Origin of the sequence: Ornithobacterium rhinotracheale DSM 15997, assembly GCF_000265465.1 — a bacterium.
Lineage (GTDB): Bacteria > Bacteroidota > Bacteroidia > Flavobacteriales > Weeksellaceae > Ornithobacterium > Ornithobacterium rhinotracheale.
The window spans coordinates 1,844,513-1,871,193 of sequence record NC_018016.1 but is presented as its reverse complement, the minus strand read 5'-3'; the positions used below and the strand labels follow the sequence as shown (position 1 = coordinate 1,871,193).

At 36.8% G+C, this 26,681-nt stretch carries 20 protein-coding genes and 2 pseudogenes; 8 read left to right on the top strand and 14 right to left on the bottom strand.

Annotated elements, in window-relative coordinates:
* The first annotated feature begins 3 nt into the window (after window positions 1–3).
* The 7 genes from ORNRH_RS08960 to ORNRH_RS08930 all read left to right on the top strand — a co-directional run bounded on the left by ORNRH_RS08960 (window position 4) and on the right by ORNRH_RS08930 (window position 9,909).
* Window positions 4–1,200 carry a BT_3987 domain-containing protein gene (locus tag ORNRH_RS08960; protein WP_014791531.1) on the top strand — a complete coding sequence of 399 codons (1,197 nt, stop codon included), beginning with the start codon at window positions 4–6 and terminating at the stop codon, window positions 1,198–1,200.
* 18 nt (window positions 1,201–1,218) lie between these two features.
* Window positions 1,219–2,241: a BT_3987 domain-containing protein gene (locus tag ORNRH_RS08955; RefSeq protein ID WP_014791530.1), complete on the top strand. Its 1,023-nt coding sequence runs from the start codon at window positions 1,219–1,221 to the stop codon at window positions 2,239–2,241.
* Window positions 2,242–2,370: 129 nt separating this feature from the next.
* A complete protein-coding gene (locus tag ORNRH_RS08950; RefSeq protein ID WP_014791529.1) occupies window positions 2,371–5,442 on the top strand; it encodes a SusC/RagA family TonB-linked outer membrane protein in 3,072 nt (1,023 codons plus the stop codon).
* A gap of 18 nt (window positions 5,443–5,460) precedes the next feature.
* Entirely contained in the window at window positions 5,461–7,086 is a 1,626-nt protein-coding gene (locus ORNRH_RS08945) for a SusD/RagB family nutrient-binding outer membrane lipoprotein (protein WP_014791528.1), read from the top strand.
* A 4-nt stretch (window positions 7,087–7,090) separates the two neighbouring features.
* A complete protein-coding gene (locus tag ORNRH_RS08940) occupies window positions 7,091–8,188 on the top strand; it encodes an endo-beta-N-acetylglucosaminidase family protein (protein WP_014791527.1) in 1,098 nt (365 codons plus the stop codon).
* A 52-nt stretch (window positions 8,189–8,240) separates the two neighbouring features.
* Window positions 8,241–9,380 carry a BT_3987 domain-containing protein gene (locus ORNRH_RS08935; RefSeq protein ID WP_243925470.1) on the top strand — a complete coding sequence of 380 codons (1,140 nt, stop codon included), beginning with the start codon at window positions 8,241–8,243 and terminating at the stop codon, window positions 9,378–9,380.
* Window positions 9,381–9,516: 136 nt separating this feature from the next.
* A complete protein-coding gene (locus ORNRH_RS08930; protein ID WP_014791525.1) occupies window positions 9,517–9,909 on the top strand; it encodes an HU family DNA-binding protein in 393 nt (130 codons plus the stop codon).
* A 244-nt stretch (window positions 9,910–10,153) separates the two neighbouring features.
* On the opposite strand, the gene purB is transcribed toward ORNRH_RS08930, so the two are convergent.
* The 10 genes and pseudogenes from purB to ORNRH_RS08885 form a co-directional block, all read right to left on the bottom strand.
* Complete coding sequence (gene purB / locus ORNRH_RS08925; RefSeq protein ID WP_014791524.1) at window positions 10,154–11,593, bottom strand: adenylosuccinate lyase; 1,440 nt, start codon at window positions 11,591–11,593, stop codon at window positions 10,154–10,156.
* 4 nt (window positions 11,594–11,597) lie between these two features.
* A pseudogene (locus ORNRH_RS11690) lies at window positions 11,598–11,891 on the bottom strand (four helix bundle protein); the annotation flags it as partial.
* A gap of 128 nt (window positions 11,892–12,019) precedes the next feature.
* Window positions 12,020–13,306 (bottom strand): adenylosuccinate synthase, encoded by a 1,287-nt coding sequence (locus ORNRH_RS08915; RefSeq protein WP_014791523.1) that lies wholly within the window; start codon window positions 13,304–13,306, stop codon window positions 12,020–12,022.
* 172 nt (window positions 13,307–13,478) lie between these two features.
* The gene (locus ORNRH_RS12205; protein ID WP_014791522.1) at window positions 13,479–13,688 is read right to left on the bottom strand and encodes a hypothetical protein; all 210 of its coding nucleotides are present in this window, start codon (window positions 13,686–13,688) and stop codon (window positions 13,479–13,481) included.
* 141 nt (window positions 13,689–13,829) lie between these two features.
* Window positions 13,830–14,375, bottom strand: coding sequence for a DUF4476 domain-containing protein (locus ORNRH_RS08910; protein ID WP_014791521.1), 546 nt, complete (start codon window positions 14,373–14,375; stop codon window positions 13,830–13,832).
* A 120-nt stretch (window positions 14,376–14,495) separates the two neighbouring features.
* A complete protein-coding gene (locus tag ORNRH_RS08905) occupies window positions 14,496–15,455 on the bottom strand; it encodes an alpha/beta fold hydrolase (RefSeq protein WP_036601921.1) in 960 nt (319 codons plus the stop codon).
* A gap of 76 nt (window positions 15,456–15,531) precedes the next feature.
* A complete protein-coding gene (locus tag ORNRH_RS08900) occupies window positions 15,532–17,673 on the bottom strand; it encodes a prolyl oligopeptidase family serine peptidase (protein WP_014791519.1) in 2,142 nt (713 codons plus the stop codon).
* Window positions 17,674–17,997: 324 nt separating this feature from the next.
* Window positions 17,998–18,275 (bottom strand): annotated as a pseudogene (locus ORNRH_RS08895) (HU family DNA-binding protein).
* A 131-nt stretch (window positions 18,276–18,406) separates the two neighbouring features.
* Window positions 18,407–19,414, bottom strand: coding sequence for a DUF5977 domain-containing protein (locus tag ORNRH_RS08890; RefSeq protein ID WP_155814521.1), 1,008 nt, complete (start codon window positions 19,412–19,414; stop codon window positions 18,407–18,409).
* Between the two features lie 93 nt (window positions 19,415–19,507).
* The gene (locus tag ORNRH_RS08885) at window positions 19,508–20,170 is read right to left on the bottom strand and encodes a hypothetical protein (protein ID WP_014791517.1); all 663 of its coding nucleotides are present in this window, start codon (window positions 20,168–20,170) and stop codon (window positions 19,508–19,510) included.
* 397 nt (window positions 20,171–20,567) lie between these two features.
* On the opposite strand from ORNRH_RS08885, the gene ORNRH_RS08875 reads away from it, so the two are divergent.
* Window positions 20,568–21,458, top strand: coding sequence for a cation diffusion facilitator family transporter (locus ORNRH_RS08875; protein ID WP_014791515.1), 891 nt, complete (start codon window positions 20,568–20,570; stop codon window positions 21,456–21,458).
* 15 nt (window positions 21,459–21,473) lie between these two features.
* Here ORNRH_RS08875 and ORNRH_RS08870 read toward each other — a convergent pair whose 3' ends face one another.
* From ORNRH_RS08870 to ORNRH_RS08855, 4 genes are all read right to left on the bottom strand, one after another.
* Window positions 21,474–23,465, bottom strand: coding sequence for a hypothetical protein (locus ORNRH_RS08870; RefSeq protein ID WP_014791514.1), 1,992 nt, complete (start codon window positions 23,463–23,465; stop codon window positions 21,474–21,476).
* Window positions 23,462–24,127, bottom strand: coding sequence for an ABC transporter ATP-binding protein (locus tag ORNRH_RS08865; protein WP_014791513.1), 666 nt, complete (start codon window positions 24,125–24,127; stop codon window positions 23,462–23,464). Before ORNRH_RS08865 ends, ORNRH_RS08870 begins: the two co-directional genes overlap by 4 nt.
* A complete protein-coding gene (locus tag ORNRH_RS08860) occupies window positions 24,124–25,821 on the bottom strand; it encodes an ArnT family glycosyltransferase (RefSeq protein ID WP_014791512.1) in 1,698 nt (565 codons plus the stop codon). The genes ORNRH_RS08865 and ORNRH_RS08860 overlap by 4 nt, the downstream gene beginning before the upstream one ends.
* 112 nt (window positions 25,822–25,933) lie before the next feature.
* On the bottom strand, window positions 25,934–26,644 hold the full coding sequence (locus ORNRH_RS08855; protein WP_014791511.1) for a C40 family peptidase: 711 nt from the start codon (window positions 26,642–26,644) through the stop codon (window positions 25,934–25,936).
* Window positions 26,645–26,681: the final 37 nt, after the last annotated feature.

Below are 26,681 nucleotides of genomic sequence, written 5' to 3'. Positions count from 1 at the left end.
AAAATGAAAAAAATTAAACATATATTATTAGCAACAGGTGCTAGTTGGGCATTATTTGGATGTAGCTACGAAGATAGCGTGCCAAAAGTTCAAGACCCAAACACATCAGTTGGGTATATAGAGCAGCTTCTAAATGGAGGTAAACTTAGATTTACTGTTGATGATGAAGGAGGTAAAACTTTAATCACGCCGAGAATTTCAGACATAAGCAATGGGTCTGCATCATTTGACATAGAAGTAGCTCCAGAGCTTTTAGAAGCATACAATCGCGAGAAAAATGCTAATTATCAGGTTTTGCCTAACAATGTATTTAACCTAATTAATACAGGGAATAAAAACCAGAAAGGAAAAAAACTGCATATTGACCTCGCTGAAGGAGAATATGGCGCCAATATCGAAGTTACTGTAGGTAGAATGATAGACGAATCTGGAAATAAACTTCCCGTATCTACAAGCTACGCAATCCCTGTAAGAATGAGTAACATCAAAGGGAAAAATATCGTGAATACTGGAAAAAACACCGAGGCTATTATCTTCCTCAACCGACGATTCACAACTAGTGTAATGCGTATGGTAGGTAGAATTACCCTACAATCAAAAGACGACAAAGTTCGATTATTTGATGAATGGACAGCACAGTACACTTTCATGCCAGAAAGAGTTAACAACAACTTTGGTTTAATGTATCCAAATAACCAAGAAAACGAAAAAAGAGGACATTCCACTTATTATGCAACCCTTTATGGAGGGCAAGTAACACAATTCACACCATCAGGAGGTAAACTTAAATTCAACCAGCCAGGATTTGAAGACTTTACCTTTGAAGCTGGTAAATGGTATAACATTTCACTTGTTTATCAAGGAGGAAACTTAAGTTTTTATGTCAACGGAGAATTAGCCTACAAGAGTGCATGGGGTGCTGTTCCAGATTGGACGGGAATGCACCTAGGAAACGGATCATTCAATGGTTACGCTAGAGAAATTCGTTTCTGGAGCAAACCCCTTACTCCTGAGGAAATCAACAGCACCATGTATTTTGCCGATCCAGCAGCCGATGGCCTTGAAGTCTACCTACCTCTGAACAAAGAAGTTGGTTATTCAAATGTCGCCAAAGGAAAAGAAGACAGCTATGTCATAAGTTTTGACAGTGGTGCTTCTGCTAGCTCAATTAACTTTGAAACAGAAGTTACTATACCATAAAATAAAATTAAAAATATCATGAAAAATATATTTAAATATACACTTCTAGCATTAGGTGGTTTGCTACTCACCAATTGCTATGATAGCGATGAGATTGAAGTAATTAAATTTGATGATTCTTTTACTCCAGCTCCGCCCACCGAAAAAAAAAGAGACACTCCGCTAATAAATTTATTAGATGATTTTGTATTCTTTAAAAAAGATGTAGTAACAATTCCGGTAGATAAAGACAATTTAGCCACCAATAATGTCATCAGTGGTGAAGTCTTTACAAATAGAAAAATGTCTGAAAATTTTGAGTATCAGCTTGAATTAGACCAAGATTGGATTAGTAGCAATCCGGACTTACAAGCCATTCCAAACGGAGCTTTTACAATCTCTGGACAAACACTCAACAAAGATGAAAGAAATGGAACTTTCAAAATTCAGCTTAATGCAGAGGTGGCGAAAGAGCTAGGAGGCACCTACTATCTCCCGCTAAAATTGGTTTCTAAAAATGATAATTTAAACATTTTAAAGGGATATGAAAGTGGCGTTTTTAAGCTAGTATTCAAAAAATCGTATCCAATCCCAGAAGGTAACAATGTTGAAGGAAAAAAAGGATATTATTTTGATGGTTTAGGCAATAATATACCTAGAACAGATTTATCGTTTAATTCAAATTACGCCCCCGATCATCTTTTTAAATTAAATGATGGAAACCAACAAGGGGCTAATTGGTGGGCAGACACTGATGATAACACAACATATCTTGATGTAAAATTCCCTATTAATACAATAAAAGCTATAAAATTATACACTAAAAGCTATTGGCAAAATGCTGTAGGCAGTGTAAAAATTGAAGTTTCTAATGATAATGGCAATACTTGGAAAGAACAGGGAATTGCTAACTTTGGGCAATATTCAACAGTGTCTACTATTGTATTCACTCAACCAATTGACATTAATGCTGTCAGAATATCTAACTTCACTAGAGGGGGAAGTAGTAATTTCATTAACATTAACGAGGTGGAAGTATTCAAAATACCAAGTGAAGAATAATTTCACCAACCATACCCTACAAAAAAGCCGTTCTCACGAACGGCTTTTTTGATGACTAAAATCAATAAAAAAAAGGTTATAAAAAATTTAATTTTTCATAGTTTTGTTTTTACACAAAAGAAATGTAACATGAAAAAAATTCTAATGAGCGCATGCCTGTGTTTTGCACTTGGACAAATGCAAACCTACGCACAGGTTAATGGAGGAAAAATCAGTTACGAAGTTACCCAAGAGGTTCCTTTGGCTGATTTCTTGAGCTCTCTACAGAGCAGAACAAATGTTAAAATTCATTTTAACAAAGAGGATTTAAAAGACATCAACATTAGTCCGGTTGATTTCAAAGACGAAAGCCTTGCAGATATTGGGGATTACCTTTCTGCAAATTTACCAGTAAATGTCGATTTCACTAATGGAGAGATGTATGTGAGCAACCTTTTTGGAAAAGGTATTTATGGTATAGGTAACAATGTTGCACTTGATGATTTGGTGGTGACGGCCTTGGGTATCAAAAGAGAAGAAAAAGCGTTGAGTTATACCATTCAAAAGTTGGATCAAGAGGAGCTTACTCGTGTAAAGGATGCAAACTTTGTAAATAGCTTGAATGGTAAAGTTGCTGGGGTACAGATCAATAGAAGTGCATCCGGTGTTGGTGGAGCTACTAAGGTTGTGATGCGTGGAGCCAAGTCTATTGAAGGCAACAACAATGTACTTTATGTAATTGATGGTATTCCAATGATAAACTCTGCTAATCGTGGAGGCGATGGAACTGGATTTGGTGGTAGCGCGTCTGGAGAAGGGATTTCAAGCATCAATCCAGAGGATATAGAAAGCGTAAACGTATTGAGTGGGCCTGCGGCTGCTGCACTTTACGGAGCTAATGCAGCAAATGGTGTCATCTTAATTAATACAAAGCGTGGCTCTGAAGGAAAAACTTCTATCAACATATCTACATCGGTAGAAACTTCATCTCCGTTTGTAATGCCAGAATTTCAAAACGCATATGGAAGCGAAAACGGTTCATATTGGTCTTGGGGTAAAAAGCTAGACAAACCAAGCGATTATGATCCAAAAGATTTCTTCCAGACTGGTTTTACTTTCAACAATTCATTTAATTTATCTACTGGGAATAAAATTAACCAGACTTTTTTTTCAGCCTCTGCTGTGAATGCCGATGGAATTGTGCCTAACAATAAATACCATAGATACAATGCTACTTTAAGAAATACGGCAAAATTATTTGACGAGAAACTCACCTTAGATGCATCTGCTAGCTATGTAAGAGAATATTCAAACAACATGATCTCTTTTGGCACATATTTCAACCCAATTGTAGGAGCTTACTTGTACCCAAGAGGTAGAAACTTTGATCAAGAGAAATATTTTGAAAGATACGATGCAGGACTTGGTTACAATACTCAGTATTGGAGCCCTGGCGATATGGGTATGGGAATCGATAACCCTTATTGGATCTCTTATAGAAATTTAAGACCTGAAGTGAAAGACAGATTTATGTTCTATGCATCGGCTAAGTACGATTTTAGCAAACATTTAAATTTATCAACCCGTTTTAGACTTGATAACACATTCGGAGAAAGAGAAGATAAGCGATATGCCTCAACCAACAATATTTTTGCAGGACCAAAAGGAAGATATACTTACTCCTCTGATTTTGTAAAGCAAAGATATGCAGATGCTATCCTAAACTATAATAAAGACTTCTTATCTGACTTTAACATCAATCTGAACGTAGGTACATCTTTTGAGGATTCAGACGCAAAAGGTCGCGGATATGGAGGACAATTATTACTAGTACCTAACAAATTCACCTACACAAATATAGATCCATCTAAATCCGCTCCATCGGAAACAGGAGGAAATAGCAGAGAACGAAACTATGCATTCTTCTCTTCTGCTGAAATCTCATGGAACAATGCCTTATATTTGACTTTAACTGGAAGAACTGATAGAAACTCTAAGCTCGTGAATACAAATAGCGAATGGGTATTCTACCCATCAGTTGGTTTATCTGCTGTTGTAACAGAGTTATTATCTCCAAATTTAAAGGCTAGCATTAAACCTACCCTTGGTTATTTAAAAGTGAGAGCATCTTACACAGATGTAGCTTCTCCGTTAACTAAAACAGGAATCACTAAAGGTACCGTTACTAGAAAAATCAATGGAGGTAGTATTGATGCCTTTGAGTTTTATCCATTAAGCGAATACTCAAAACAAACTACCCGCTCATGGGAGGTAGGTATGGATGCTAAAATGTTCAACAATGTTCTTTCGTTGGGGGTAACATTATACAAGTCCAATACTCTTGATCAGCTAATCAGTGCATCGCTATCTGGAACTTCTGGGTATAAATTCATGTACTACCAATCTGGTAATCTTGAAAACAAAGGTATAGAAGCAACGCTCGGATTTAACAAAAGAATCACCAAAGATTTGAAATACAACACGACCGTTACTGCAACAGCAAACCGCAACAAGATTGTAGCCTTAGGAGGAGATATTAAAAACCCTGTAAATGGGCAAACTATTCCAATCAAGAGCATCCAATTAGGACGATATATTCTTGAGGAAGGAGGCTCATTCGGAGATGTTTATGGTTTTGAGCAAATTAAAAGAGACCAAGATGGGTACTTTGAATACAATCCTGGAGGAGGCTTAGTAACAGAAAAAGTAAAACCATTTAAACTTGGTAGCATAAATCCTGATTGGAATCTTGGGTGGAGCCACTCATTCGACTACAAAGGATTTAATTTATACCTCTTATTCAATGCTCGCCTTGGAGGTATTGTTATTTCCAAAACTCAAGCAGCACTTGACAAATATGGCGTTTCTAAAAGATCTGCAGAGGCAAGAGATGCAAATGGGGTAGAGCTTGGAAACATACTAGTTGATCCTAGAACATTCTATGATGTTGTCTACAATCTAGACTCTTACAACACATATAGTGCAACCAATGTTAGACTACAACAAGCAAGCATAGGCTATACATTTAATAAAGAGCTACTAGGCGGAAACATCAAAAATTTAAGCTTATCCATCATAGGAACAAACCTTTGGATGATATATAACAAAGCACCATACGACCCTGAATTAACGGCGTCAACTGGATATTTAGGACAAGGATTTGATTACTTCATGCTCCCAAGTTTAAGAAACATAGGAGTTAGTGTAAAATTCGGATTATAATAATTAAATAAAATTCAAATGAAACGAAATATAATAGTATTAGCTATATTAGCTTTCTTCTCTGCTTGTACCGATTTTCAAGACATCAATACAGATGTTTACGGGGTAACAGATGAAGAATACAAACAAGGAGGTCTAGCATATGGCGCTCCATTTATGAAAATGCAACAACTGGTAATACCAATTGGATCTCCAGATAAAACAACGGGACCTGGTAACGATTTACAAAACACAGATTTAATCTCTTCTGGTAATTACATCGGCTATTTCGGAAATAATAACAACTGGGGATTTAATACAGAAGCTAACTGGAATTTTAATGAAGGAAGAATGGGCTATGCTCAAAAGAACTTCTACTCAAATCTATTTAGAGAATGGCAAGAAATCAATGTTTTAGCTAAAGACTCACAAGATCCGTATGATCAACAAGTATTTGCCTTGGCAAACATTGTAAAAATTGCAGGATGGTTAAGAGCGACTGATGTTTTCGGTCCGATTGTGTACTCAAATGCAGGAAAAGGAGATATTGCTCCAAAACTTGACTCACAAGAAGAGGTCTACAAACATATGTTAGCAGATCTTTCTAAAAGTGTTGAAATCTTAAAAGACGTTCAAAGTAAACTACTAAAAGACTATGATATCATTTACGATGGAGACACCAAAAAATGGGTAAAATTTGCAAACTCCTTAATGCTAAGAATGGCTGTGAGATCTCATTTTAAAGACAACGCCCTCGCCCAAGAATACATAGACAAAGCTTTAAATCCTGCAAACGGTGGAGTTATAACATCTCCAGACGAAGAAGCTAAAATAGGATCTTCTGCAAAATTACCTTTATTAAACTCGATGATTGCCTCTGTAGAGGAATATGGGGAAACTAGAATGGGCACAACAATTTGGTCTTATTTGGTAGGATACAAAGACCCTAGACTAGAAGTTTATTTTACTCCTGCAAGAGGAGAATATAACGGAATTGCTCCAGAAAATAAATTACCCAAGACTGATTATGCAATCACTGCAGCAGCAAAACCTAAAGTCCAAGCAAACTCTCCATTATATTGGTACCGAGCATCAGAAACATATTTTTTAAAGGCTGAGGCTGCGTTGTATGGCTTAATAAGCGAAGATGCACAAACACTTTATGAGCAAGGCGTAAAAACATCTTTCCAAGAAAATAATATTTCAAGTGGTGTTGAAATATATCTAACATCTAATAGTAAACCTAAAAATTTAACAACAAGAGGTTACAAATTTGGAACTTGGTCAGATCCTTACTCCTTCAACCTCGCTGCCGGCAACACTTCTCCTAATTGGAGCGACATATGGGATAATGTTGATGAAACGGAACAACATTTACAAAAAATATTAACCCAAAAATATTTAGCGCTATATCCAAATGCAGTAGAAGCATGGACAGAATATAGAAGAACTGGCTATCCATATATTATGAAACCGTTTGATCAAACTGCTCCTGGAAGAATTGGCTGCAACAATTGTTATGCACCAGAAAGATTCTCATATGCACCAACTGAATATACATCAAACCCTAGTATGAGAGAAGTACCAGCTCTGCTTGGCGGAGACGATCAAGGATCTACTAAATTATGGTGGGTGAGAAATAATAGACCAAAACAACAAAATTAAAACAATGAAAAAAGTAACTAAAATATTATTATCGATATTTATCGCTGGTTTTGTTACAAGCTGTAGCGATTGGAATGAAACCGAAAGAACCACTTTTGATAATGAAAAGGGTTTAACTCGATTAGTCCCATTATTAGAAGCTAAATCTGAAGAAGATTTACCTCCACATTTGAGGGATTATTACAAAGAACTAAGAGAATACAGAAAAACACCTCATGTGAAAGGTTTTGGGTGGTTTGGAAACTGGACAGGTAAAGGCTCCAACCCGCAAAACTACTTAAAAGCCCTTCCAGATAGCGTAGATTTCGTTTCTATTTGGGGAATAAAAGGTAATTTTTCCAAAGAGCATTTGGACGATTTAAAATTCTTTCAAGAAGTTAAAGGCGGGAAAGCTCTACTTTGCTGGATAGTTCAAAATCTGGGAGATCAATTGACTCCAGAAGGAAAAGACCCACAAAGTTTTTGGGTGAACGAAAAAGGAAACGGAAACTTCTTAGAAGGTGTAAAAGCTTATGCAAACGCTATTTGCGACACCATTGAAAAATACAACTTCGATGGATTTGATATTGACTATGAGCCAAACTACACACATTCTGGCAACATGGCAAATGGCAATATAATTGAGAGTGACCATCCTATGCAAATTTTCATAGAAACATTATATAAAAGGCTAAACCCTCAAGGAAAAATGCTCGTAATGGATGGTGAACCTTACTTATTATCTACAGAAACATCTAAAATGATAGATCACTATATTTATCAGGCATACTGGGAATCTAGTACAAGTCAAGTTCTCAGTAAAATCAATCGTCCAAATCTTGATAATTGGAAAAGAAAAACTATCATCACTGTGGAATTCGAACAAACATGGCAATGGGGAGGTATCAGACATTACAGAAGCTCAGCTAGGCCTGAATTAAATTCAATGGATGGAGGTATTCAATTTTGCGATTATGCCACTTTAGATTTACCAGGAAATATACGAATTGGAGGTATTGGAAGTTATCATATGGAATATGACTATCCTAACGATCCACCTTACAAATGGATAAGAAAAGCCTTATATTATGGAAACCAAGTGTACAAAGGTAATTTTCAATAAATTAAAATAGACAAAAATGAAAAAGATAATATTATTCCTAGTCCCATTCTTAATGATAAATGGGTGTCAAGACGAGTTATACAACAAGCCTACAGAGGATTTCGCTAGCCATCAAGGCATCTATTTCACACAACAAAGCTTACAAGCTTTCGTTGCTGAAGGTGCGTCTTCAACAATTGATGGATTGAAACTTAATTTAGTAAACAAAGAAAACAAAAATTCATTTGCCACAATTGAATATGGAGATGAGAAGCAACTAGAAGCCTATAATAAAGAAAACGGGACATCATATATCATGCTCCCAAAAGACATGTACAATGCAAAAAGTAGTGTTAGCATCAAACCTAACTACATCACTTCTAGCATACCGATCCAACTTAAAGATTTAAAATTCTCAAGAGAAGGGGATTATGCCCTTCCAATTAAAATCATAGGAGGAAGTGCTGATGTTATAAAAGGACAATCTGAAGCTATATTAGTACTAAATCAAAAAATTATCACCAAATCTTTAAAAATTAATGGAAGTGGATCTGAAGATAGTAAAATGTTCTCTGATGACTTTAAAGTAGATCAATGGACTATGGAGGTCATGGTTAACCGTTCGGAATACAGATATAACAACAGGGCGATTGCAGGTACAAAAACTGTAAAAAATGCAGATGCTTTAGATGAAATTTTTACTAGATTTGGGGATGTTACAATTAAACCTAATCAATTACAAATTAAAACTGGAGCCTCTCAAATTGATATTCCTTCTGATAAATTATCTGCAGAACCAAATAAATGGTATATGCTTTCATTTGTATATGACGGAAAATTCACAAAAGTTTATGTAAATGGTCAATTAGTAGCCAATCGTGAAATCAGAACTGGAAAATATGGCTTAACTGGATTTTGGATTAGTGGTTCAAATGAATTAATCAGAGAACTTAGATTCTGGAAAACAGCTAGAACTGACCAACAAATTAAAGATAACGTATGGAAAATGGTAAATCCAGACGACGATAATCTTCTTCTTTACTACCCTATGAACGGCAAAAAACTTGACCGTACAACTGGGGAAATTATAGAAGACGAAAGCATGATTTGGGACTGGTCTAAAAATCAAAAAGATTTAAAAATGCCAAGTGGTGCAGCTTTTGTAAACCAAGATAATGGAGAAGGGTTTATATTCCCTCCCATAAACGAATAACCAACCCCATGCCCAATACCCCAAAAGCCGTTCGAAAGAACGGCTTTTTTAATTAACTCTAGACTAAACTTTAATTTGCATAAAAGCTAGAAAAACGATACATTAGTGCCTAGTAATTATTTAATAAATATCAAACATGGCAGTAAAGTACAATTTAGCGGAAAGAAAGAATCCGCAAAAGAGACAAGAACCCGCTAAGTTCTATGCTAATGCGAAAGCGGACGGAGAGATTAACCTTAAAGAGATTGCTCAAGAAATCGCTGGTGGCTCTACCACCGTATCAGACACAGATGTCTTAGCAGTTCTCAACGATTTAATCAAAGTAGCAGTGAGGCATATGTCTAATGGCGAAATTGTGAAATTAGGAGACTTTGGGAATTTTCAAATTACTATTTCTAGTGAAGGAGCTGAAACTGCAGAGAAATTTAACCCTTCTATGATTAAAAATAACAAAGTTACCTTCCGTCCTGGCGAAGAGCTTAGAAAGATGCTCAAGCTAGTGAAATACGAGAAATATAGCAAAAAGTAATTCACTTTCAATGCGAACGCCCGCGAGCAAGCTCGCGGGCGTTCGCGTGTTTTCACGCGGGCGCCCCCATCAATTGATGGGGGCGCCCGCGTAAGATGACGGAGGCGCCTCCGTGAGGTGATGCGAATACTCCCATTCAAACTCGCACCTTTTCTTATTTTTTATCACCAATGGTTTAAGTCCTTTATACATAAAAAGCCTCCCATGAGGGGGCTCTTAATTATATGAAAAATAAATTTAAAAATTAAACTTTCAATTCAAAGTTCATACCGATTAAATCTTGATATTTATCTAAAATCGGCTGAGCGTGTTCTGCAATAAAATCCTCGGTTTGTTGTGGTGCAAAACCTATGAAATTCGCAGGATCAAGCACTTCTTGTAGTTTCGCTTTATCGATTGGGAATTTATCATCATTCACAATACGCTCCACCAAATCATTTGGCTTTCCTTCCATTTTCACTTGTTTGGCTGCCTCCATAGAATGCTCACGGATGATTTCATGCAAATCTTGACGATCGCCTCCATTTTTCACTCCTTCCATAATCATGTATTCAGTTGCCATGAAAGGCAATTCCTCGTTGATGCGTTTAGCAATCATTTTCGGATACACCACTAAGCCATCTAAAATATTAATCCAAATTCCTAAAATAGAATCTATTGCCAAGAATGCTTGTGGAATCGTCAATCGCTTATTGGCTGAATCATCCAGCGTACGCTCAAACCACTGAGTAGCAGCCACTAATCCAGAACCTTGCGAAACGGTCATCACAAATTTAGCCAAGGCTCCTATACGCTCGCAACGCATCGGGTTGCGTTTATATGCCATTGCCGACGAACCGATTTGGCTTTTTTCAAATGGTTCTTCCACCTCTTTTAAGTTCTGCAAAAGGCGTAAATCGGTAGAGAATTTATGGGCAGATTGCGCAATATTGCTTAAAAGTGCCATTACTTCGGCATCGATTTTTCTATCGTAAGTTTGCCCTGTTACACCAAGCACTTGTGTAAACCCAAATTTTTCAGAAAGTTTTTTATCTAAAGTTTTAATTTTAGTATAATCATCATTGAACAATTCTTTGAAACTTGCTGCCGTACCTGTCGTCCCTTTCACACCACGGAATCTAAGCGTATCGATTCTAAATTCCAATTCTTCAAAATCTAACAAAACGCTCTGCAACCACAAAGTGGCTCTCTTCCCTACGGTTGTGAGCTGAGCTGGCTGAAAGTGCGTAAATCCAAGCGTAGGCAAATCTTTATATTGCATAGCAAATTTGCTTAATCCAGCAATCACATTCACCATTTTCTCGCGCACGATGGCGAGCGCATCTTTAATTTGAATTAAATCGGTATTATCACCCACAAAGGCAGAGGTTGCCCCCAAATGAATAATCGCCTTGGCTTTCGGTGCAGCATCTCCAAAGGTGTGGACATGTGCCATTACATCATGACGGAATTTTTTCTCGTATTCCGCTGCTTTTTCGTAATCTATATTTTCAGCTTGTGCTTTAAGCTCGTCGATTTGTTCTTGACTAATGTCTAAGCCTAATTCTTTTTGAATTTCGGCTAAAGCTATCCACAATTTGCGCCATGTTCCAAATTTTTTATCGGGCGAAAAGTTGTACAACATTTCTTTAGACGCATAACGCGACGCCAATGGGTTTTCGTAGTTATCTTTATGTAGATTCATATTTTTAATTTATATTTTTCTTAAACTTGATTCCTTTTTTCTCGGTATTATCCAAATATTTGATAAATCCGCCTAAGTTATTTATGATATTGTCTGTTTTTGCAATATAAAGTTCCGCATTCTTTTGAGAAAGAAAATTTAAATCATAACACCTGTACAATTGTGATTTAAATTCGCCTGCGGAACCTTTTGCGATGCTCAAATATTGAATAAATTCCCTATTACCATTTCGTTCAAAGCCTTCAGCTATATTATTCATTATGGAGCCACAACTCCTTTTCATCTGGTCTAATAAGGCATACTCTCCTTTTTGTTTTTAGAAATCAAAAAAAGGAATAGTGTCTTTAAACAATGCTCTTGCTTCGATCCATAATTGTAACTCTTCTATCTTATAAATCATTACCAATATGAATAGAAATAGGAATCCTAAAACAATTCTTTTCTAATGATATTTTGGCTTCTTTCTGGTCCTACTGAAACTAAATACACCTCAACGCCTAAATATTCCTCGATAAAGTGAATATATTTTTGAGCGGTTTCTGGCAATTCATCAAAGCTATGCGCTTGCGTAATGTCTTCGTGGAATCCGTCTAATTCGGTATAAACTGGTTTGTACTGCGCCAATTTGGTGGTAGAAGATGTAAAGTAATCAATGATTTCGCCATCTTCGGTTTCATAAGCGGTACAAACTTTAATTTTATCAAAACCTTGCAAAACATCTAATTTTGTAATCACTAAATGCGTGGTTCCGTTGATCATACAGGCATGGCGAAGTGCTACTAAATCTAGCCATCCGCATCGTCTTGGTCTTCCTGTCACAGCACCAAACTCGTGCCCTACTCTTGCCATAGTAGCTCCTGCTTCCCCGAAATCTTCACTCACAAATGGTCCGTTTCCTACACGGGTACAATAGGCTTTTGCCACCCCGATAAGGTTTTGCAATTTAGTTGGCGGAACGCCCGCTCCCACGCACACACCTCCCGTAGTAGGCGAAGAGGAAGTTACATAAGGATAAGTACCAAAATCAATGTCTAGCATCAAGGCTTGTGCTCCTTCAAACAACACATTGTCGCCACGGTCAATCGCTTGGTTTAGTTCAAGTTCTGTATCTACGATGCGTTCTTTTAATTTTTCTCCAATGGCAAGATATTCTTGGTACACTTCTTCGAAATCCAAACCTGGTTTATTGTACAATTTTTCAAAAATTGCATTTTTGGTTTCGATATTTTTCTTTAATTTTTCTCTTAAAATTTCTGGATTTAACAAATCAATCATACGCACCCCCACACGAGCTACTTTATCCTCATAGCACGGGCCAATTCCCTTTTTGGTTGTCCCGATGGAGCTTTTCCCTGCCGCCTCTTCACGGTAGGTATCATACAAAATGTGGTATGGCATAATCACATGCGCTCTGCGGCTAATGAACACATGATCTGTGCGCATATTTTTTTCCTCGATTTTGGCAATTTCGCCCATAAAGGCTTTAGGATCCACCACTACGCCGTTGCCTAGAATACACTTTCCGCGACATTGCAACACGCCAGAAGGCAACAATTGCAAAACAAATTTATTGTCTCCCACATACACGGTGTGTCCTGCGTTGTTTCCGCCTTGGAAGCGTACTACATAATCAGACTTAGCCGACAAAACATCGGTGATTTTCCCTTTTCCCTCGTCGCCCCATTGAAGACCGACTACTACGAATGTTGACATATTTTTAAATTGATTTTATTACAAAAAATTTATGTGCGTAAAGTTAGGAATTTTATTGAAAACCTACACGCCAAGCCTCATAGATTATAAACATATTTTTTTGTATTTTGTGGAAAATCTAACAACGCAAATTCTACAAACAAACTGAATATCTTTCAAATAAAAAAGAGAGCTATTTGCTCTCTTTCTTTAATCTTTTTTGACTCCAAATATACAAGACCCCGACAAAGAATATTGTCGAAACTAAAGATAAAATCAACAAGTCCTGGAGACTATTTTCTTGATTAAATAAATATCTGTTTACTAACTCATAACCTAAAGGAAATACTAAGAAGAATACTACTCCACTTAATAATAAATTTTTGTTTTCTCTTGAACTCATAACGTTTTTTTTGGGTTAATTTTAATTTACGACTAAGTTAAGAAAAAACAATTAACGCCAAACTTATTTTAACTTAAAAAGCCACAAAAACCATTGAGAAACCTAAATTTATTAACAACTCGATTTAATTAATTAACAAAATTACCTTAGTTTGGAAAGATAATCCATCAATTCCCGTTTGGAGTATTCAAAGGTAAAGACATCGTACACTTCGTAGAAATTCTGCTTGTCGATACAATAATCAAAAAGTAATTTGGCGGCTTTTAGTCTATCCTTATCAAAACTAAATGTTCTAAGGATTTGCTTAATCTCCGAAGAAGTAAAAACATTCATCGGTACCACGGATTGCAAAAACTGCATCTTGTTGCTATCAAATGTATTTTGATTCAATTTGTCCATAAATTGTTTGAAATTTGGATTTTCGCGATAAACGCCCCCTCCACCTTGATTATACGGATTGTTCCAAATATTGTCCCACTCGCCAAAGCCGTATTCATCGCTGTACAAACGCTCTTTGCTTAGCAAATACAAACCTTGATTGGTAAAGAAATCAAACACCATGCGGGCACCACGCTCTATACGCAATCTTGTTTGAAAAATTAAATAATCGTCTTGATAAATGGAAAGGGTAGAAAAGCCAGGGTTCACCTCAAAAAATCGGTAGCGCCCCACATCGTTAGCACCCATTGCCCATCTACCGAAACAGCGAAATCCCCCCTTTCAGGAATGCGCAAAAACACTTCGGAATGGCCAGAACCATTGCACGAAATAGTTTTAGAAGAGTTTTAATTACAAAAATTGCTAAACTTACTTATTATTAAGCTCATTTAGCCATTTATTAATTTCTTTAAATGTATCTTCACTAGCTTCAATCCACGGAAAATGTCCTGATTTATCAATAGTAACTAATGTAGAATTGGGTATAACATTATGTAATTTTTGGACATATTGTACGGGGTTATTGGTGTCGTATTTCCCATTTATAATTAAGGTTTTTGCCGATATATCTTTAAAACTCTTTTGGACTTCTAGATATTTGTTTCTTTCCTCATCAGTTTCTTGGTAAAACTCCCCATTAATAGGTTTTCTTCTTCCAACTTTTGAAATTTCTTTTACAATAGGATTCACTTTTTGAAAAGACTCTTCATTGTAAGTCCACCATTTGAGGGGAGCACTAGAAATATCGTTACCCTTTTCATCTACACTAGTTTTATTTTCTATCATATAATCCCAATCTTGAATAACTTTTTTAAACCATTCAGATTCAGCAATTCTTTTATTTTCTGACTCTCTTCTTCTATCCATAGATTCTTGCTGAGTTCCTGTGTAACTTGTCCCAGTTAAAATCATTCCAGAAATATGTTCAGGATATTTTGTAGCATACTGTAGGGCTATAGCTGATTGATCAGAATGCCCAAACAACCAAATTTTATTAACATTAAGTTTCTTTCTTAAAAGCTCTATTTCTTTAACAGAATTTTCAGGAGAGTAATCACTAAGGTTTAAAGGAGCTTCAGACTTCCCCGTCCCCCTAGGATCATAATATACCATTGTAAATCTTTCTTCTAATGGCTTTAGAGTTAATTCGTATCCAATCTTACCAGAATTAGGGTGACCAACTAACATTATCGGTCCAGTTCCTTTAATCGTATAATAAATATTTAAACCATCTATTTTCTCTGTATATGTTCCTCTCTCTAGTCTAAGATTAGACATGCAAGAAAAACAGCTGATTGCAAGTATAAATAATTGTAAAAAAACTTTCATATAAGAACAAATCTACAAAAAAAATCGCAAGAAAATCAATTTTCCTGCGATTCTGTATTTATCGTCTTGCCTCGTATTATCTAAACGGCAAATGCTTCACCCCCATTTGGTAAAGAGCAAATGAATAAGCATCTGTGTATTCGCTCACGACTTGCTCGGTGGAGCGTCCTGCACCGTGCCCTGCATTGGTCTCAATACGGATGAGCGTAGGTTTGCCGCAAGATTGTTTAGCTTGGAGCTCGGCAGCAAATTTAAAGCTGTGCGAAGGCACTACTCTATCGTCGTGGTCGCCTGTGAGCACGAGTGTTGCTGGGTAGCAAACGCCTTTTTTCACATTGTGCACGGGCGAATATGATTTTAAATATTCAAACATTTCTTTGCTGTCTTCAGCAGTTCCGTAGTCGTACGCCCAGCCCGCGCCCGCCGTGAAGGTGTGGTAGCGCAGCATATCGAGCACGCCCACGCCTGGCAACGCCACCCCAAATAAATCAGGACGCAAAGTTTCGCTTGCACCTACGAGCAATCCACCATTGGAACGACCATCGATGGCGGTATAGGCTGGCGAAGTGTATTTATTTTGGTGCAAATATTGGGCGGCGGCAATAAAATCATTAAAAACATTTTTTTTGTGCAATTTGGTTCCCGCATCATGCCATTCTTTTCCATATTCGCCACCACCGCGCAGATTTGCTACGGCATATACGCCACCGTTTTGAATCCACACGGCTCGTGCAACGCTAAACGACGGTGTCAAACTAATATTAAACCCACCATAACCATATAAAATAGTTGGATTTTTACCATTTTTATTCAATCCTTTTTTATAGAAAATAGTCATTGGGACTTTGGTTCCATCTTTTGAAGTATAGAAAACCTGCTCAGAAACATAATCTTCTGGATTGAATTTTACTTTTGATTTTTCGTATACCGAGAAATCTCCACTTATCACATCGTATTGATAAATAGTGGGCGGCGTGATATAATTGGTAAATGTGAAATAAGTCGTTTTTTCGCTATCTTTTCCTCCAAAGCCACTCGCTGTTCCTAGCCCTGGCAATTGGATTTGGCGAATTTGTCGCCCATCATAATCATACTGAAAAACTTGCGTGTTGGCATCTTTTAAATAATGAGCAAAAAGAAAACCGCCCACCGACGAAACATTGAGCACTTCTGGCTTTTCTGGAATAACATTTACCCAATTTTCTTTAGCTAAATTATTGATATTAGCTTTCACCAAACGATTGTTTGGTGCTTGGTAATTGGTCTGCATAAATAATTCATCTCCCTGACTATTCACTACGCGTGTATCGGTAGAAAAATCGTTTAAAACCGTAATTATTTCAGCATTTGGATTTTGTAAATCCTTAATATAAAGTTCATTTCCACTGGTAGATTGTGCCGCTGAAATGATTAAATAACGCTGATCTTCGGTAATGCTGGCACTGATATAGCGTCGTGGTGTTTTTTCTCCGCCGAAAATCAATTCATCAGTTTTTTGAGGCGTGTGCAATTTATGGAAATACAATTTATGCTGATTGGTCTTTGCCGAAAGTTCGCTGCCTTGTGGCTTATCGTACGAAGAATAAAAGAAGCCCTCATTGCCGAGCCAAGCAGGATCCGAGAATTTCACATCAACCAAAATATCTCCCACCTGTTGCTTGGTATTGGTATCTATCACGATGACTTTTCTCCAATCCGAACCGCCTTCTGAGATTTGATAGGCTGCGAGCGAACCGTCTTTGGAAAAGCTAATGCCCGCAAGCGATGTGGTGCCGTCTTTAGAAAATTTATTTGGGTCTAAAAAAACTTCGGATTTAGCATTTTCGCTTTTTTTGCGATACAACACCGATTGTGCTTGCAATCCGTCGTTTTTATAAAAATACAACCAATCGCCGTGACGCGACGGGGCAGAAATTTTCTCATAATTCCATAAATCAGTCAGTTGTTTTTTAAGTTGATTTCTAAACGGAATTTGGGCTAAATACGCGTTGGTTACTTCGTTTTCAGCCTTCACCCAAGCGGCTGTTTCTGCCGAGCGATCGTCCTCGAGCCAGCGGTAGGGGTCTTGCACTTTTACGCCAAAATGCTCATAACTCACATTTTCTTTTTTGGTCGTAGGGTATTTTAAAACATTCTCTTTCACTTGCTTAATCTGTTTAGGCGGCGTAGCACAGGCTGTGAGTGCACACGCTGCTAGTACGACATTTCTTACTTTCATTCATCAAAAATTTTTGCTCCGCCTAAAATACAATTTTTAATTGATTTTCGGGAAATTAAAGCTTTTATTTTTTAAGCTAAACGTCAATAGCTTTGCATTGAAAAGACTTACCTAATGCCCCCCCTAAGTATAAAAATAAAATTCTTGACGCCTAGAAATTTATCGCGAGGCGTCAAGAAATTTTGCTGGATGCGTACGTAAATTTACGCCCTTAAAAGAGATTTATTATCAGAGAGTTACAACAATGCTTTTTTTTCAGGCAAAAACATAAAAAAACAGAGGCTTTTGACGCCTCTGTTAGGTTTGTTTGTATGAACTACCATACTATGATTCTTTCTCGAATTTAACATCGGTCAATGCCTTTTTAAGTGCCACCCCTGGCGTGAAAATCACTTTAGGCGACTTAATCATAGAGGCGCTAAAATCTTTTTCGCTTTTAGCACCCTCACTGCTTAGCGAAAGGCGAAAAGTACCAAATTCGCCCAGCTTTACGCTCTTACCCTGGGCATTTCTTCTAATAAATTCTCGATTACATTGGCGATGTCTCCTGCCGTGAGCGAGGATTTCTCGGCAATGTTTTTAGCCACGGCACGCTGGCTGATAGTCCCTGCGTTTACGGCATTGGCATACCACTTCTTCTCGCCACGATTTTGCGGATTGGTTTATTATATTAATTTATATTTCATATTTTTTTCTGTTTTTTATGGGGTAAACTTTTTTACTTTTCCCCAAACTAATTCCCGCTTGTGCAGACTGGACACGCAGGAGGAGCTATATCTCCTTGAACATATCCATAACCTTGTCCAGTCCACACTCTACCTGGACTAGAATAAAAATCTAAGTAATGATGCTGAATTTGACCTTCCCAATATTTAATTCCCCAATACCACCACAAGTCATTTTTAAAATAATCAAGATCCTGCCTATCTTGTTCTGAAAGTTCAGATATACCATGATTCAGAGGTGCGTCAAAATAATTAACTCTGAAACCACTCAAAAAGACTTTCAATCCTCCTGGAGAAGTAATAATTTCCCCTCCTGCTTCTGCCACTTTATCTCTACACCATTGAATCATTGACGACTTCCCCACTTCATCATAATAATCCGAATTTGGGTTGTAATAAGGATCCTTAGAATCATCTCCCATAAATACCCTCTCTATAACATCATTATAAGCATCTCTTTTAACATAAGCTGGAAATATCTTAAAGTAATTATACATTACAAAATAAGTACTACTTCCGTAAGTGAATTGGCATTTCGCTAAAAGTAATTCAGGGGCAAGACGCAAACATCCTCCTGATCTATGATTTGTTTGCTCTTCTTGAAATTGCTTTACAAGTTTATCTACCTTCTCTTCAGCATCTTGCTGACTTATACTACTATAAGCTTTAATTTCTTTTTCCGTAACAATCTCAGAACAAACAGTTGGAATACTTTCATACACATTTCTTATTGCAACAAAAGATAGGCTCGTAGGATCTATGTCCGTCTTTAGACATTGACCAACATTATTCACAAAATCTTGTCCCTCCTTTTCTACTAATTGTTTTGCTTGTTCAAGTGCTCTCTTTTCTTCTTTTTTCTTTTCTTCTGGAAGTGCAAACTCTGAAACTTTGTAAACTATATCTTTCCTGTAAGTTACAGTTTCTCCGTAACCTTCTTCACAATTATCTCGCTTAAAATCTTTTTGATAAGATACTATAATTGTTTTTGTATTAGGCGCATCCAATGCTTTCATTACCACATTTTGTGCATTTACGAATAATGAAACAAGGGATAAGATTATACTAAATTTGATTGTACTCCTATTTCTCATAGTCACTTAAAACTTTTAATTAACAGCATCTCCTGTAATTGTAAAACTATTTGGTTTGTCTATAATAACACCAATAGCAGAGTATTGGGTTCTTGTTTTATATCCTCGAGCTGTTTTTATATTGAGCCTATCTCCAATGATAAAGACTTGCCCTTTACCTTCTTGTACTATTACGCAATTAAATCCTAAAGGAAGTTTATGCAAATCATCCCCTAATACATGAAGATTTATATTTTCATCAGATTTTACATACAAAAAGGAATTATTATGTTCGGGTAATAGATAGGTTTCTTCTGTAATTTCATAAATATTTTTTCTATTCCCAAAAATAGGCACCCACATTCCTCCGTTATATTTTGCATCGTAATAGTAGTAGCCCGCTTGTTCTATCAGCTCATACTTGCCTGTTTTGTTTTTGGCTTCCGCAAAGGGTTGTGTAACATAAAGGAGTAAAGAGTTTTGGTCTTCGCCTACCTTGTTAGTATCGGTCATAGTCTTTACCTCGTCTGCCGTAAGGCGTGGCACGAGTAGCCCTTTGGCATCATCTACGCCCTCTTTACCAATGTCTAAAGTTGCTTTCGGAGAAGTGGTGTTTATCCCAACTCTTCCCTGCTCTTGCTGAGCGTAAAGACTAGCGCCCATCACTAAGACTAATAAAAGTAAAATACTTTTCTTCATAAATGTTAGTTTTTAAAAAAATTATTATTGTTTTAATTGATATTTAGACACAAAAAAGCCCCCCTCCCGAAACATTTCGAGAGAGATTTTTATGATTTTTAAAGCTAAAATATTTGTAAGATTTCACGGCTTTCCCTAAAAAAGAAAAAGCTCGTAAACTTACATATTTAAAAGATTTTTGAAATATTACGGTCTCGCTGATGTACGTATGTACACAAATTCCTAAGACCGCCAAAGTTTTTGGTAAGTTTTCACCAAAAAAGTTTTGAGTGGTAGCAATTGCTATGTTCTCAGACAGTTTCATTGGAGGCAAAGATAGAAAATGTTTCTTATTTGCAAAAGCATGTAGCATTTTTTATTAGATTGTCTTACCTTTGAACTCCATACAAACAAAGTTATGGAACACCATCACCACCATCATCATGAATTTGATCCCAAGCAGGTAAATCGTGCTTTTATCATTGGGATTGTGCTTAATTTAGCTTATTTATTACTGGAATTTGGATTCGGTTTTTATGTAAGCTCTACTTCGCTCATCTCCGATGCGATTCACAACCTTGCTGATGTGAGCACGCTTTTTTTATCGCTTATCGGCTTTAAACTTTTAGCCAAAAAATCTGTCAAAAATTATACTTACGGCTACCGAAAATCTTCGATATTAATTGCTCTTTTCAATGCGATTTTGCTTTTAATCTCGATGGGAGCCGTTATTTTAGAAGCAATCCAAAGACTAAGCAATCCCGAGCCCCTTCCTGGTAAAACAATTGCGATTATCGCTGGTATTGGAATTATCATCAATGCCTTTACCGGTTGGCTCTTTATGAAAGACCAACACAGAGATATCAATATCAAAAGTGCTTATTTGCACCTAATGAGCGATGCGCTGGTGAGTGCAGCGGTGCTCGTGGGCGGGCTTTTGATGCTAAGTTTTGGCTGGTATTGGGTAGATCCTGTTTTAAGTATCGTGATTGCCATTATTGTGATTTACAGCACTTGGCACCTACTACGCGATAGTTTACGCATGAGCCTAGACGGCATTCCGCCTAATGTGAGCCTTGAAAAAGTGGAAGACAAATTGAACGGATTTGTAGAAGTGAGCCATGTGGAACATATTCACATTTGGGCGATTAGCTCGGTAGAAAATGCCATGACGGCACATATTTTTCTAAATCAAGATTTAAGTTGCGAATGCGAAAGAGAATTGAAAGATGATTTACGTCACGAGATGCTCCATCAGAACATTCACCATTGCACTTTCGAGATTGAACATAAAGAAAAAGAGGTTTAAAAAATTCTCTTTTTTTTACAACAAATTATCAACTAATCCCTGTTTTAAACATAACCAAAATAGGTTAAAAAAGGATTTTTGCTGATTTCGCTCTACCACAATGATTTTGCTTTCTTTGCCCTCATTTTCTTTGCTATCGTCTTTTACTAGCCAATTAGCAAGCGTGCTCCAGAATTTCTTTTTCTTCTTGGTTTTCTTGGTCAAAATATCCACTTCGATGTTGCTAAAATCCATCTTCATATATCCTTTAGCCCCTTTGTCATTCCCTTTAAAATTAAACTTTGCCCAAGTTACAGTTCCCTTGATTTGCGCATTCAAATTGTGTACAAAAAAGGTATCCAAGCGTTCTGGATCTAGATTTTTTACCGTTCCTGAAATTGTAAACTGATCGGCTGGTTTAAAGATATGAAAATCCCAATTCACCTCGGTCGGAGCCCCCATAAAAAGCGTGTTTACAGCAATCAAAACTTGATCATTAGATGCTTGTGTATTGTTTAAATTAGTGATTGTCGCATTAAAATTGGTAAAATATATTTTTCCAGGTTTTTGGCGATAATCGATATGCTCCTCATAGACTACCTTTCCGTTTTTAATGTCAATAGTTGGAATATCTAATCCAAATTTTGCTTTTCTAAGCATTTCGGAATATAGCGGTTTTCGTGGCGTTTGCTCTGGCGTAACTTTGTTGCGATACACCGTAATATCTGGCTGATTTAACCTAACTTTTTCCGCATAAATCATCGGCTTATCATTCCCGTTATCATACTTATAATTAAGTATGCTTAAACTCGGAATTTCTAAATCTATCACATCTTTTTGCTCCTTGATGTGTGTTTGAAATTCCAATCGGCTATAATTTGGGTGAATGGATAATTTTTTAATATCAATATTGGTGGAATCCATGTCGAGCGAGGCGATTTTCATCGTGTGCAATCCTGTTTTAAACGGACTTACAATGTCTTTCGCCTTTAGCTCCACCAAATGGTATGAGAATCCTCTTTGCCCATCTTCTGGCTGTGTCAAGATTTTAATATCTTTAATATAAGTCGCTGCCTCACCAATGCTTGTGGCTAATTTGCTCCCCTCTTCTATTTTATTTAGGCTTAAATTTTTCACACGGAATTGCTCTACCCAGATCATTTTATTTTCTCGCTCGGTAGAATCTACTTTTGGGGCTGCTTCTTTTGATGGCGTAATTTTCACCGCAGCATTTTTCAAATCAATGCGTTTTATGCGAATGGTATCCTGTCTTAAAATCGAATTTAGCCCAATTCTGTGAAAATTTAATTCTCCTAAATCCAGTGCCACGCCTTGGTCTTTCAATTCTAAATTCACATTTTGCGCAAAAGCCCTGATGCTATCTAGCTTTAAATGCCCTATGCTCACTTCTCGCGTTTTGCTCAACATCACATGCAGACTATCTACCTCAAAATCATTGATTTCATATTTCAAAGATTCATCTTCATCAGCGGGATTGGTCTTTACCATTAAATTCCTCAATGCTAAATTGGAGTTTTCTAAATCTAGCTTTTGCTGTCCTTTTTGATTGATTACTTTAAACGAATTGATATTGATTAAAATCTTGCTGATAGAGATTTCTAAATTATCTTTTGGCGTTTTCTTCTTCACAAAAGTAGTGTCTCGCTGCATGGGATTCACTTCGGCATCCACGCCACGGAAGTCTATTTTACCGACATCTATATGGTCATTCACCACGATTTCCCAGAGATTAATGCCGCTTACTCGTGCCACATCCATATTCACACGAATGCCTTTATCCCGAAGATAAACCTTAGGTTCCTCGACTTTAAACGATGCCGTAAACAAATTCACATTCAGCTTTTTATAATCCAGCTGAATATTGTCTGGCAAATTTTCTTTGATTAAAGTTTTGATTTGCGCTTCGATTTCGCGATCAAAATAGGAGTAAACTCCACCGCTTATCAGCAGAAGAATTGCCAAAATCCCTCCACCGATAAACCATTTTTTTCTTTTAGAACTTATCATACTAAGTTGCCATCTTTCATCACTATTTTGCGATCTGCCATTTCGGCTAAATCTTTGTTGTGTGTTACAATCACGAAGGTTTGCCCAAACTCGTTTCTCAAATCAAAAAACAATTGGTGCAATTCTTCTGCATTTTTAGAATCCAAATTCCCCGAAGGTTCATCGGCAAAAATCACTTTGGGCTGGTTCATCAATGCTCGCGCCACCGCCACACGCTGTTGCTCTCCGCCAGAAAGCTGCTGGGGCTTATGCGTAGCGCGATCCTTTAGCCCAAAAAAAGATAAAAGCTCAAGTGCTCTGGGCGTAGCTTCTTTAAGTGATTTCCCTGCAATCATCGCAGGCATGCACACATTTTCTAATGCAGAAAATTCGGGCAATAATTGATGAAACTGAAAAATAAATCCAATGTTTTCATTTCTGAATTTGGAAATAGCCTTGTCATTCATTCCCGAAATTTCCACCCCATCGAGCAGAATGCTTGTTTGGTTTTTCTCGGTTTCAGATGCTTTGTCCAAGCTTCCTAAAATCTGCAAAAGGGTAGTTTTCCCCGCTCCCGACGCGCCCACAATAGAAACGACCTCGGCAGTAGCAACCTCCAAGTCTACTCCTTTCAAGACTTGCAAATCGCCGTAATATTTATATATGTTTCTTGCTTTAATCATTCTTCTCGGGCTAAATATAGGTAATTTGATTGATTTTTTATGTCTAAATTTTTATAACTAAATCCTAAATACCCCACATTTTCAGCTTTGGGCTCAAAATTTTCAGGTATAGGAATTTCTATTGTTTGAATTTCGTTTGTAGGATTTTTTCCAAATGGTTTAAATGCTACATTTTCTTGGTATAGCACTTTGGAGGACAATGGCTTTTTCACCGCCACAAATCTCAATTGAAAGCCTAATGCTGGGCTCACTTCGCTATCTACCGCCCCGCTGATTTTAATTTTACAATATAATTTTCCGTCTTTAATCTCTGAGTCTAAAATATCAATTTTTAAATCTTTTACCGAAATAAAATCTTTAATATCTACTGGAAAATACGAAAACGGACGGCTACTATTTATATACAAAGAATCGTTTGGCGTAGAACTTTTACTTTTATCGTAATTAAAGAAAGTAATGTCTTTGTGATTTAAATTCAGTTCATTATCAGTTATAGTGTATTGCGATGGGCGACCTTCAAAGGTTCGGTAAATCGCTGCTTGCTTATTAGGGTAATTATAAAAATTAAACAACGAAACTTCTTGATAGGCATCAAAAGCTGCCATGCCGTGCGTTTTCTTACCTGCCTCTATCATAGCCTCCTTCCAGCCATGGTATTTAGTTTTGAAAATGGGATCTGGAATCACAACATAAATTCGCCCTAAAAACAGCAGAAAAATCGTCAATAATCCTAATTTTTGAATCCATTTTTGTTCAGACGGATTTTGCACCGCATATTGATACAGCAAATAACACATGGGCAAATAGGCAATCAAAGTCCACTGTGCCTGCACCGAACTTCTAAAACTTGCAAAAATAAAGAATCCTACCACGGCAAAAAACGCTAAAATCATAGAATACACATAAGTGTTTTTCTTTACTTTTCCCACGCCTTTTAGGAAGAAATACATTAAAAATGGAGAACCTACCGCCAAAACATTAAGCAAATACTCCAATGGATCGGTGAGGTAAAAATTCAAATTTGCATTTCGTCTAAAGAAATGGTACTCCAATGTTTGAAAATCATGAGCGTATTGCCAATACAAATGTGGTACATACAACAATAGAGCAAAAATAATCGCAGCATAGGCTTTGATATTTTTAATGAATTTAGGCACAAATGGAATCAATGTAAATATGATTAAAAACGCTGAATGATACTTGCTATACATCAACGCCGCCATAGAAAAACCTAGTAAAAAAGCCCTCCCCCAAGTACTGCGTTCAGTAAATTTCTTAAGCATATACAAGTAGAATATTCCAAAGAACAACAGAGGAGAATCTGGCGTCGCAATGAAGCCAAACACCTGAAACAAAACAAACGAAAAGAATATAATGCTAAATAATTTGAGTTGCTTTTCGGTACGCACATCAACGAGGCTAGTAAAAACTATAAAGCCCAAAGCACCCATCAAGCAAGAAACCAACCGCACACCTAATGCGTTTTTAATGAAAAAGAATCCAATTTTAATCCAAAGGGCAATCATCGGTGGGTGATCAAAAAAGCCCCAATCTAAATCTTTAGACCAAACCCAGTAGTAAGCCTCATCATCAATCAAAGGAGTAAAATAAGATTGTAGTGCATTAATTATAAAATAAACAAATGCAATGATGTAAATCTTTCGTTGCAATGTCTGTGAAATTCTTTCTTCCATAGATTAGGTTGACAATTATTATATAAAATCTTAGGCGTTGCCATAAAAAAACTCCGTTCCGTATAATTCACGAAACGAAGTTATATATTTTTTTCAAACAAAAAAGTAAGATTTAAATATCTTTATTTTTTAACTCTGAGTTTTTCACCAATTGAGGTGTCGCAAACTCCTCAACTCTTCTAGCAGTTCTGTATCGGCTGTTCCAATAGCTCTCATCTAAATCAGAAACCGTAACTCCTTTTGAACTTGATGCGTGAATAAATCTCACTTTCCCGTCTTGCACATCATAGACCATTCCCACATGCGTAACTCTTGAGCGAGAAGTAGTTGAAAAGAAAATCAAATCCCCTTTTTGCAACTCATCTCTTGTTACTCGCACTCCTATGTTTGCTTGGCTGCTTGAAATTCTAGGAAGCTCAATCCCTTCTGCCTCATAAATTCTTTGCATAAAAGCTGAGCAATCGATACCGCTTCTTGTAGTGCCACCAAATCTATAAGGAGTCCCTAAATAAGTTTCTGCTTCGTGGATTAATTTATTAACTGTGAGATCGAAATAAGAAGTAAATGAATTATTCTCTAGCTTTTCTAAAACTTTGGCACGATTCGTGTCCACTATAGGAGTAATTTTATCGTCGTAATTAATTTTAGGTTTCTTGAGAGAAACTTTTACCGCGTATAAGTTTTTAGCGCGAGACTGAACGGGTAAACTATTAGTATTATTAGATTCTTTATATTGAGAAGATAAATAATTATTAGAAGTTCCACAGGAACTGAGAGTTACAATTGCTAACAGTAAGACTATATAATTACTTGCTTTCGGCATAAAATTTTCTTTTTTAATGAGCTCAAAATTAGGAAAA

Bases quoted from the DNA above. Each gene is read 5' to 3' on its own strand.
- ORNRH_RS08960 (WP_014791531.1), top strand. From the start codon at position 4: ATGAAAAAAATTAAACATATATTATTAGCAACAGGTGCTAGTTGGGCA.
- ORNRH_RS08955 (WP_014791530.1), top strand. From the start codon at position 1,219: ATGAAAAATATATTTAAATATACACTTCTAGCATTAGGTGGTTTGCTA.
- ORNRH_RS08950 (WP_014791529.1), top strand. From the start codon at position 2,371: ATGAAAAAAATTCTAATGAGCGCATGCCTGTGTTTTGCACTTGGACAA.
- ORNRH_RS08945 (WP_014791528.1), top strand. From the start codon at position 5,461: ATGAAACGAAATATAATAGTATTAGCTATATTAGCTTTCTTCTCTGCT.
- ORNRH_RS08940 (WP_014791527.1), top strand. From the start codon at position 7,091: ATGAAAAAAGTAACTAAAATATTATTATCGATATTTATCGCTGGTTTT.
- ORNRH_RS08935 (WP_243925470.1), top strand. From the start codon at position 8,241: ATGATAAATGGGTGTCAAGACGAGTTATACAACAAGCCTACAGAGGAT.
- ORNRH_RS08930 (WP_014791525.1), top strand. From the start codon at position 9,517: ATGGCAGTAAAGTACAATTTAGCGGAAAGAAAGAATCCGCAAAAGAGA.
- purB (WP_014791524.1), bottom strand. From the start codon at position 11,593: ATGAATCTACATAAAGATAACTACGAAAACCCATTGGCGTCGCGTTAT.
- ORNRH_RS08915 (WP_014791523.1), bottom strand. From the start codon at position 13,306: ATGTCAACATTCGTAGTAGTCGGTCTTCAATGGGGCGACGAGGGAAAA.
- ORNRH_RS12205 (WP_014791522.1), bottom strand. From the start codon at position 13,688: ATGAGTTCAAGAGAAAACAAAAATTTATTATTAAGTGGAGTAGTATTC.
- ORNRH_RS08910 (WP_014791521.1), bottom strand. From the start codon at position 14,375: ATGGGTGCTAACGATGTGGGGCGCTACCGATTTTTTGAGGTGAACCCT.
- ORNRH_RS08905 (WP_036601921.1), bottom strand. From the start codon at position 15,455: ATGAAAGTTTTTTTACAATTATTTATACTTGCAATCAGCTGTTTTTCT.
- ORNRH_RS08900 (WP_014791519.1), bottom strand. From the start codon at position 17,673: ATGAAAGTAAGAAATGTCGTACTAGCAGCGTGTGCACTCACAGCCTGT.
- ORNRH_RS08890 (WP_155814521.1), bottom strand. From the start codon at position 19,414: ATGAAAGCATTGGATGCGCCTAATACAAAAACAATTATAGTATCTTAT.
- ORNRH_RS08885 (WP_014791517.1), bottom strand. From the start codon at position 20,170: ATGAAGAAAAGTATTTTACTTTTATTAGTCTTAGTGATGGGCGCTAGT.
- ORNRH_RS08875 (WP_014791515.1), top strand. From the start codon at position 20,568: ATGGAACACCATCACCACCATCATCATGAATTTGATCCCAAGCAGGTA.
- ORNRH_RS08870 (WP_014791514.1), bottom strand. From the start codon at position 23,465: ATGATAAGTTCTAAAAGAAAAAAATGGTTTATCGGTGGAGGGATTTTG.
- ORNRH_RS08865 (WP_014791513.1), bottom strand. From the start codon at position 24,127: ATGATTAAAGCAAGAAACATATATAAATATTACGGCGATTTGCAAGTC.
- ORNRH_RS08860 (WP_014791512.1), bottom strand. From the start codon at position 25,821: ATGGAAGAAAGAATTTCACAGACATTGCAACGAAAGATTTACATCATT.
- ORNRH_RS08855 (WP_014791511.1), bottom strand. From the start codon at position 26,644: ATGCCGAAAGCAAGTAATTATATAGTCTTACTGTTAGCAATTGTAACT.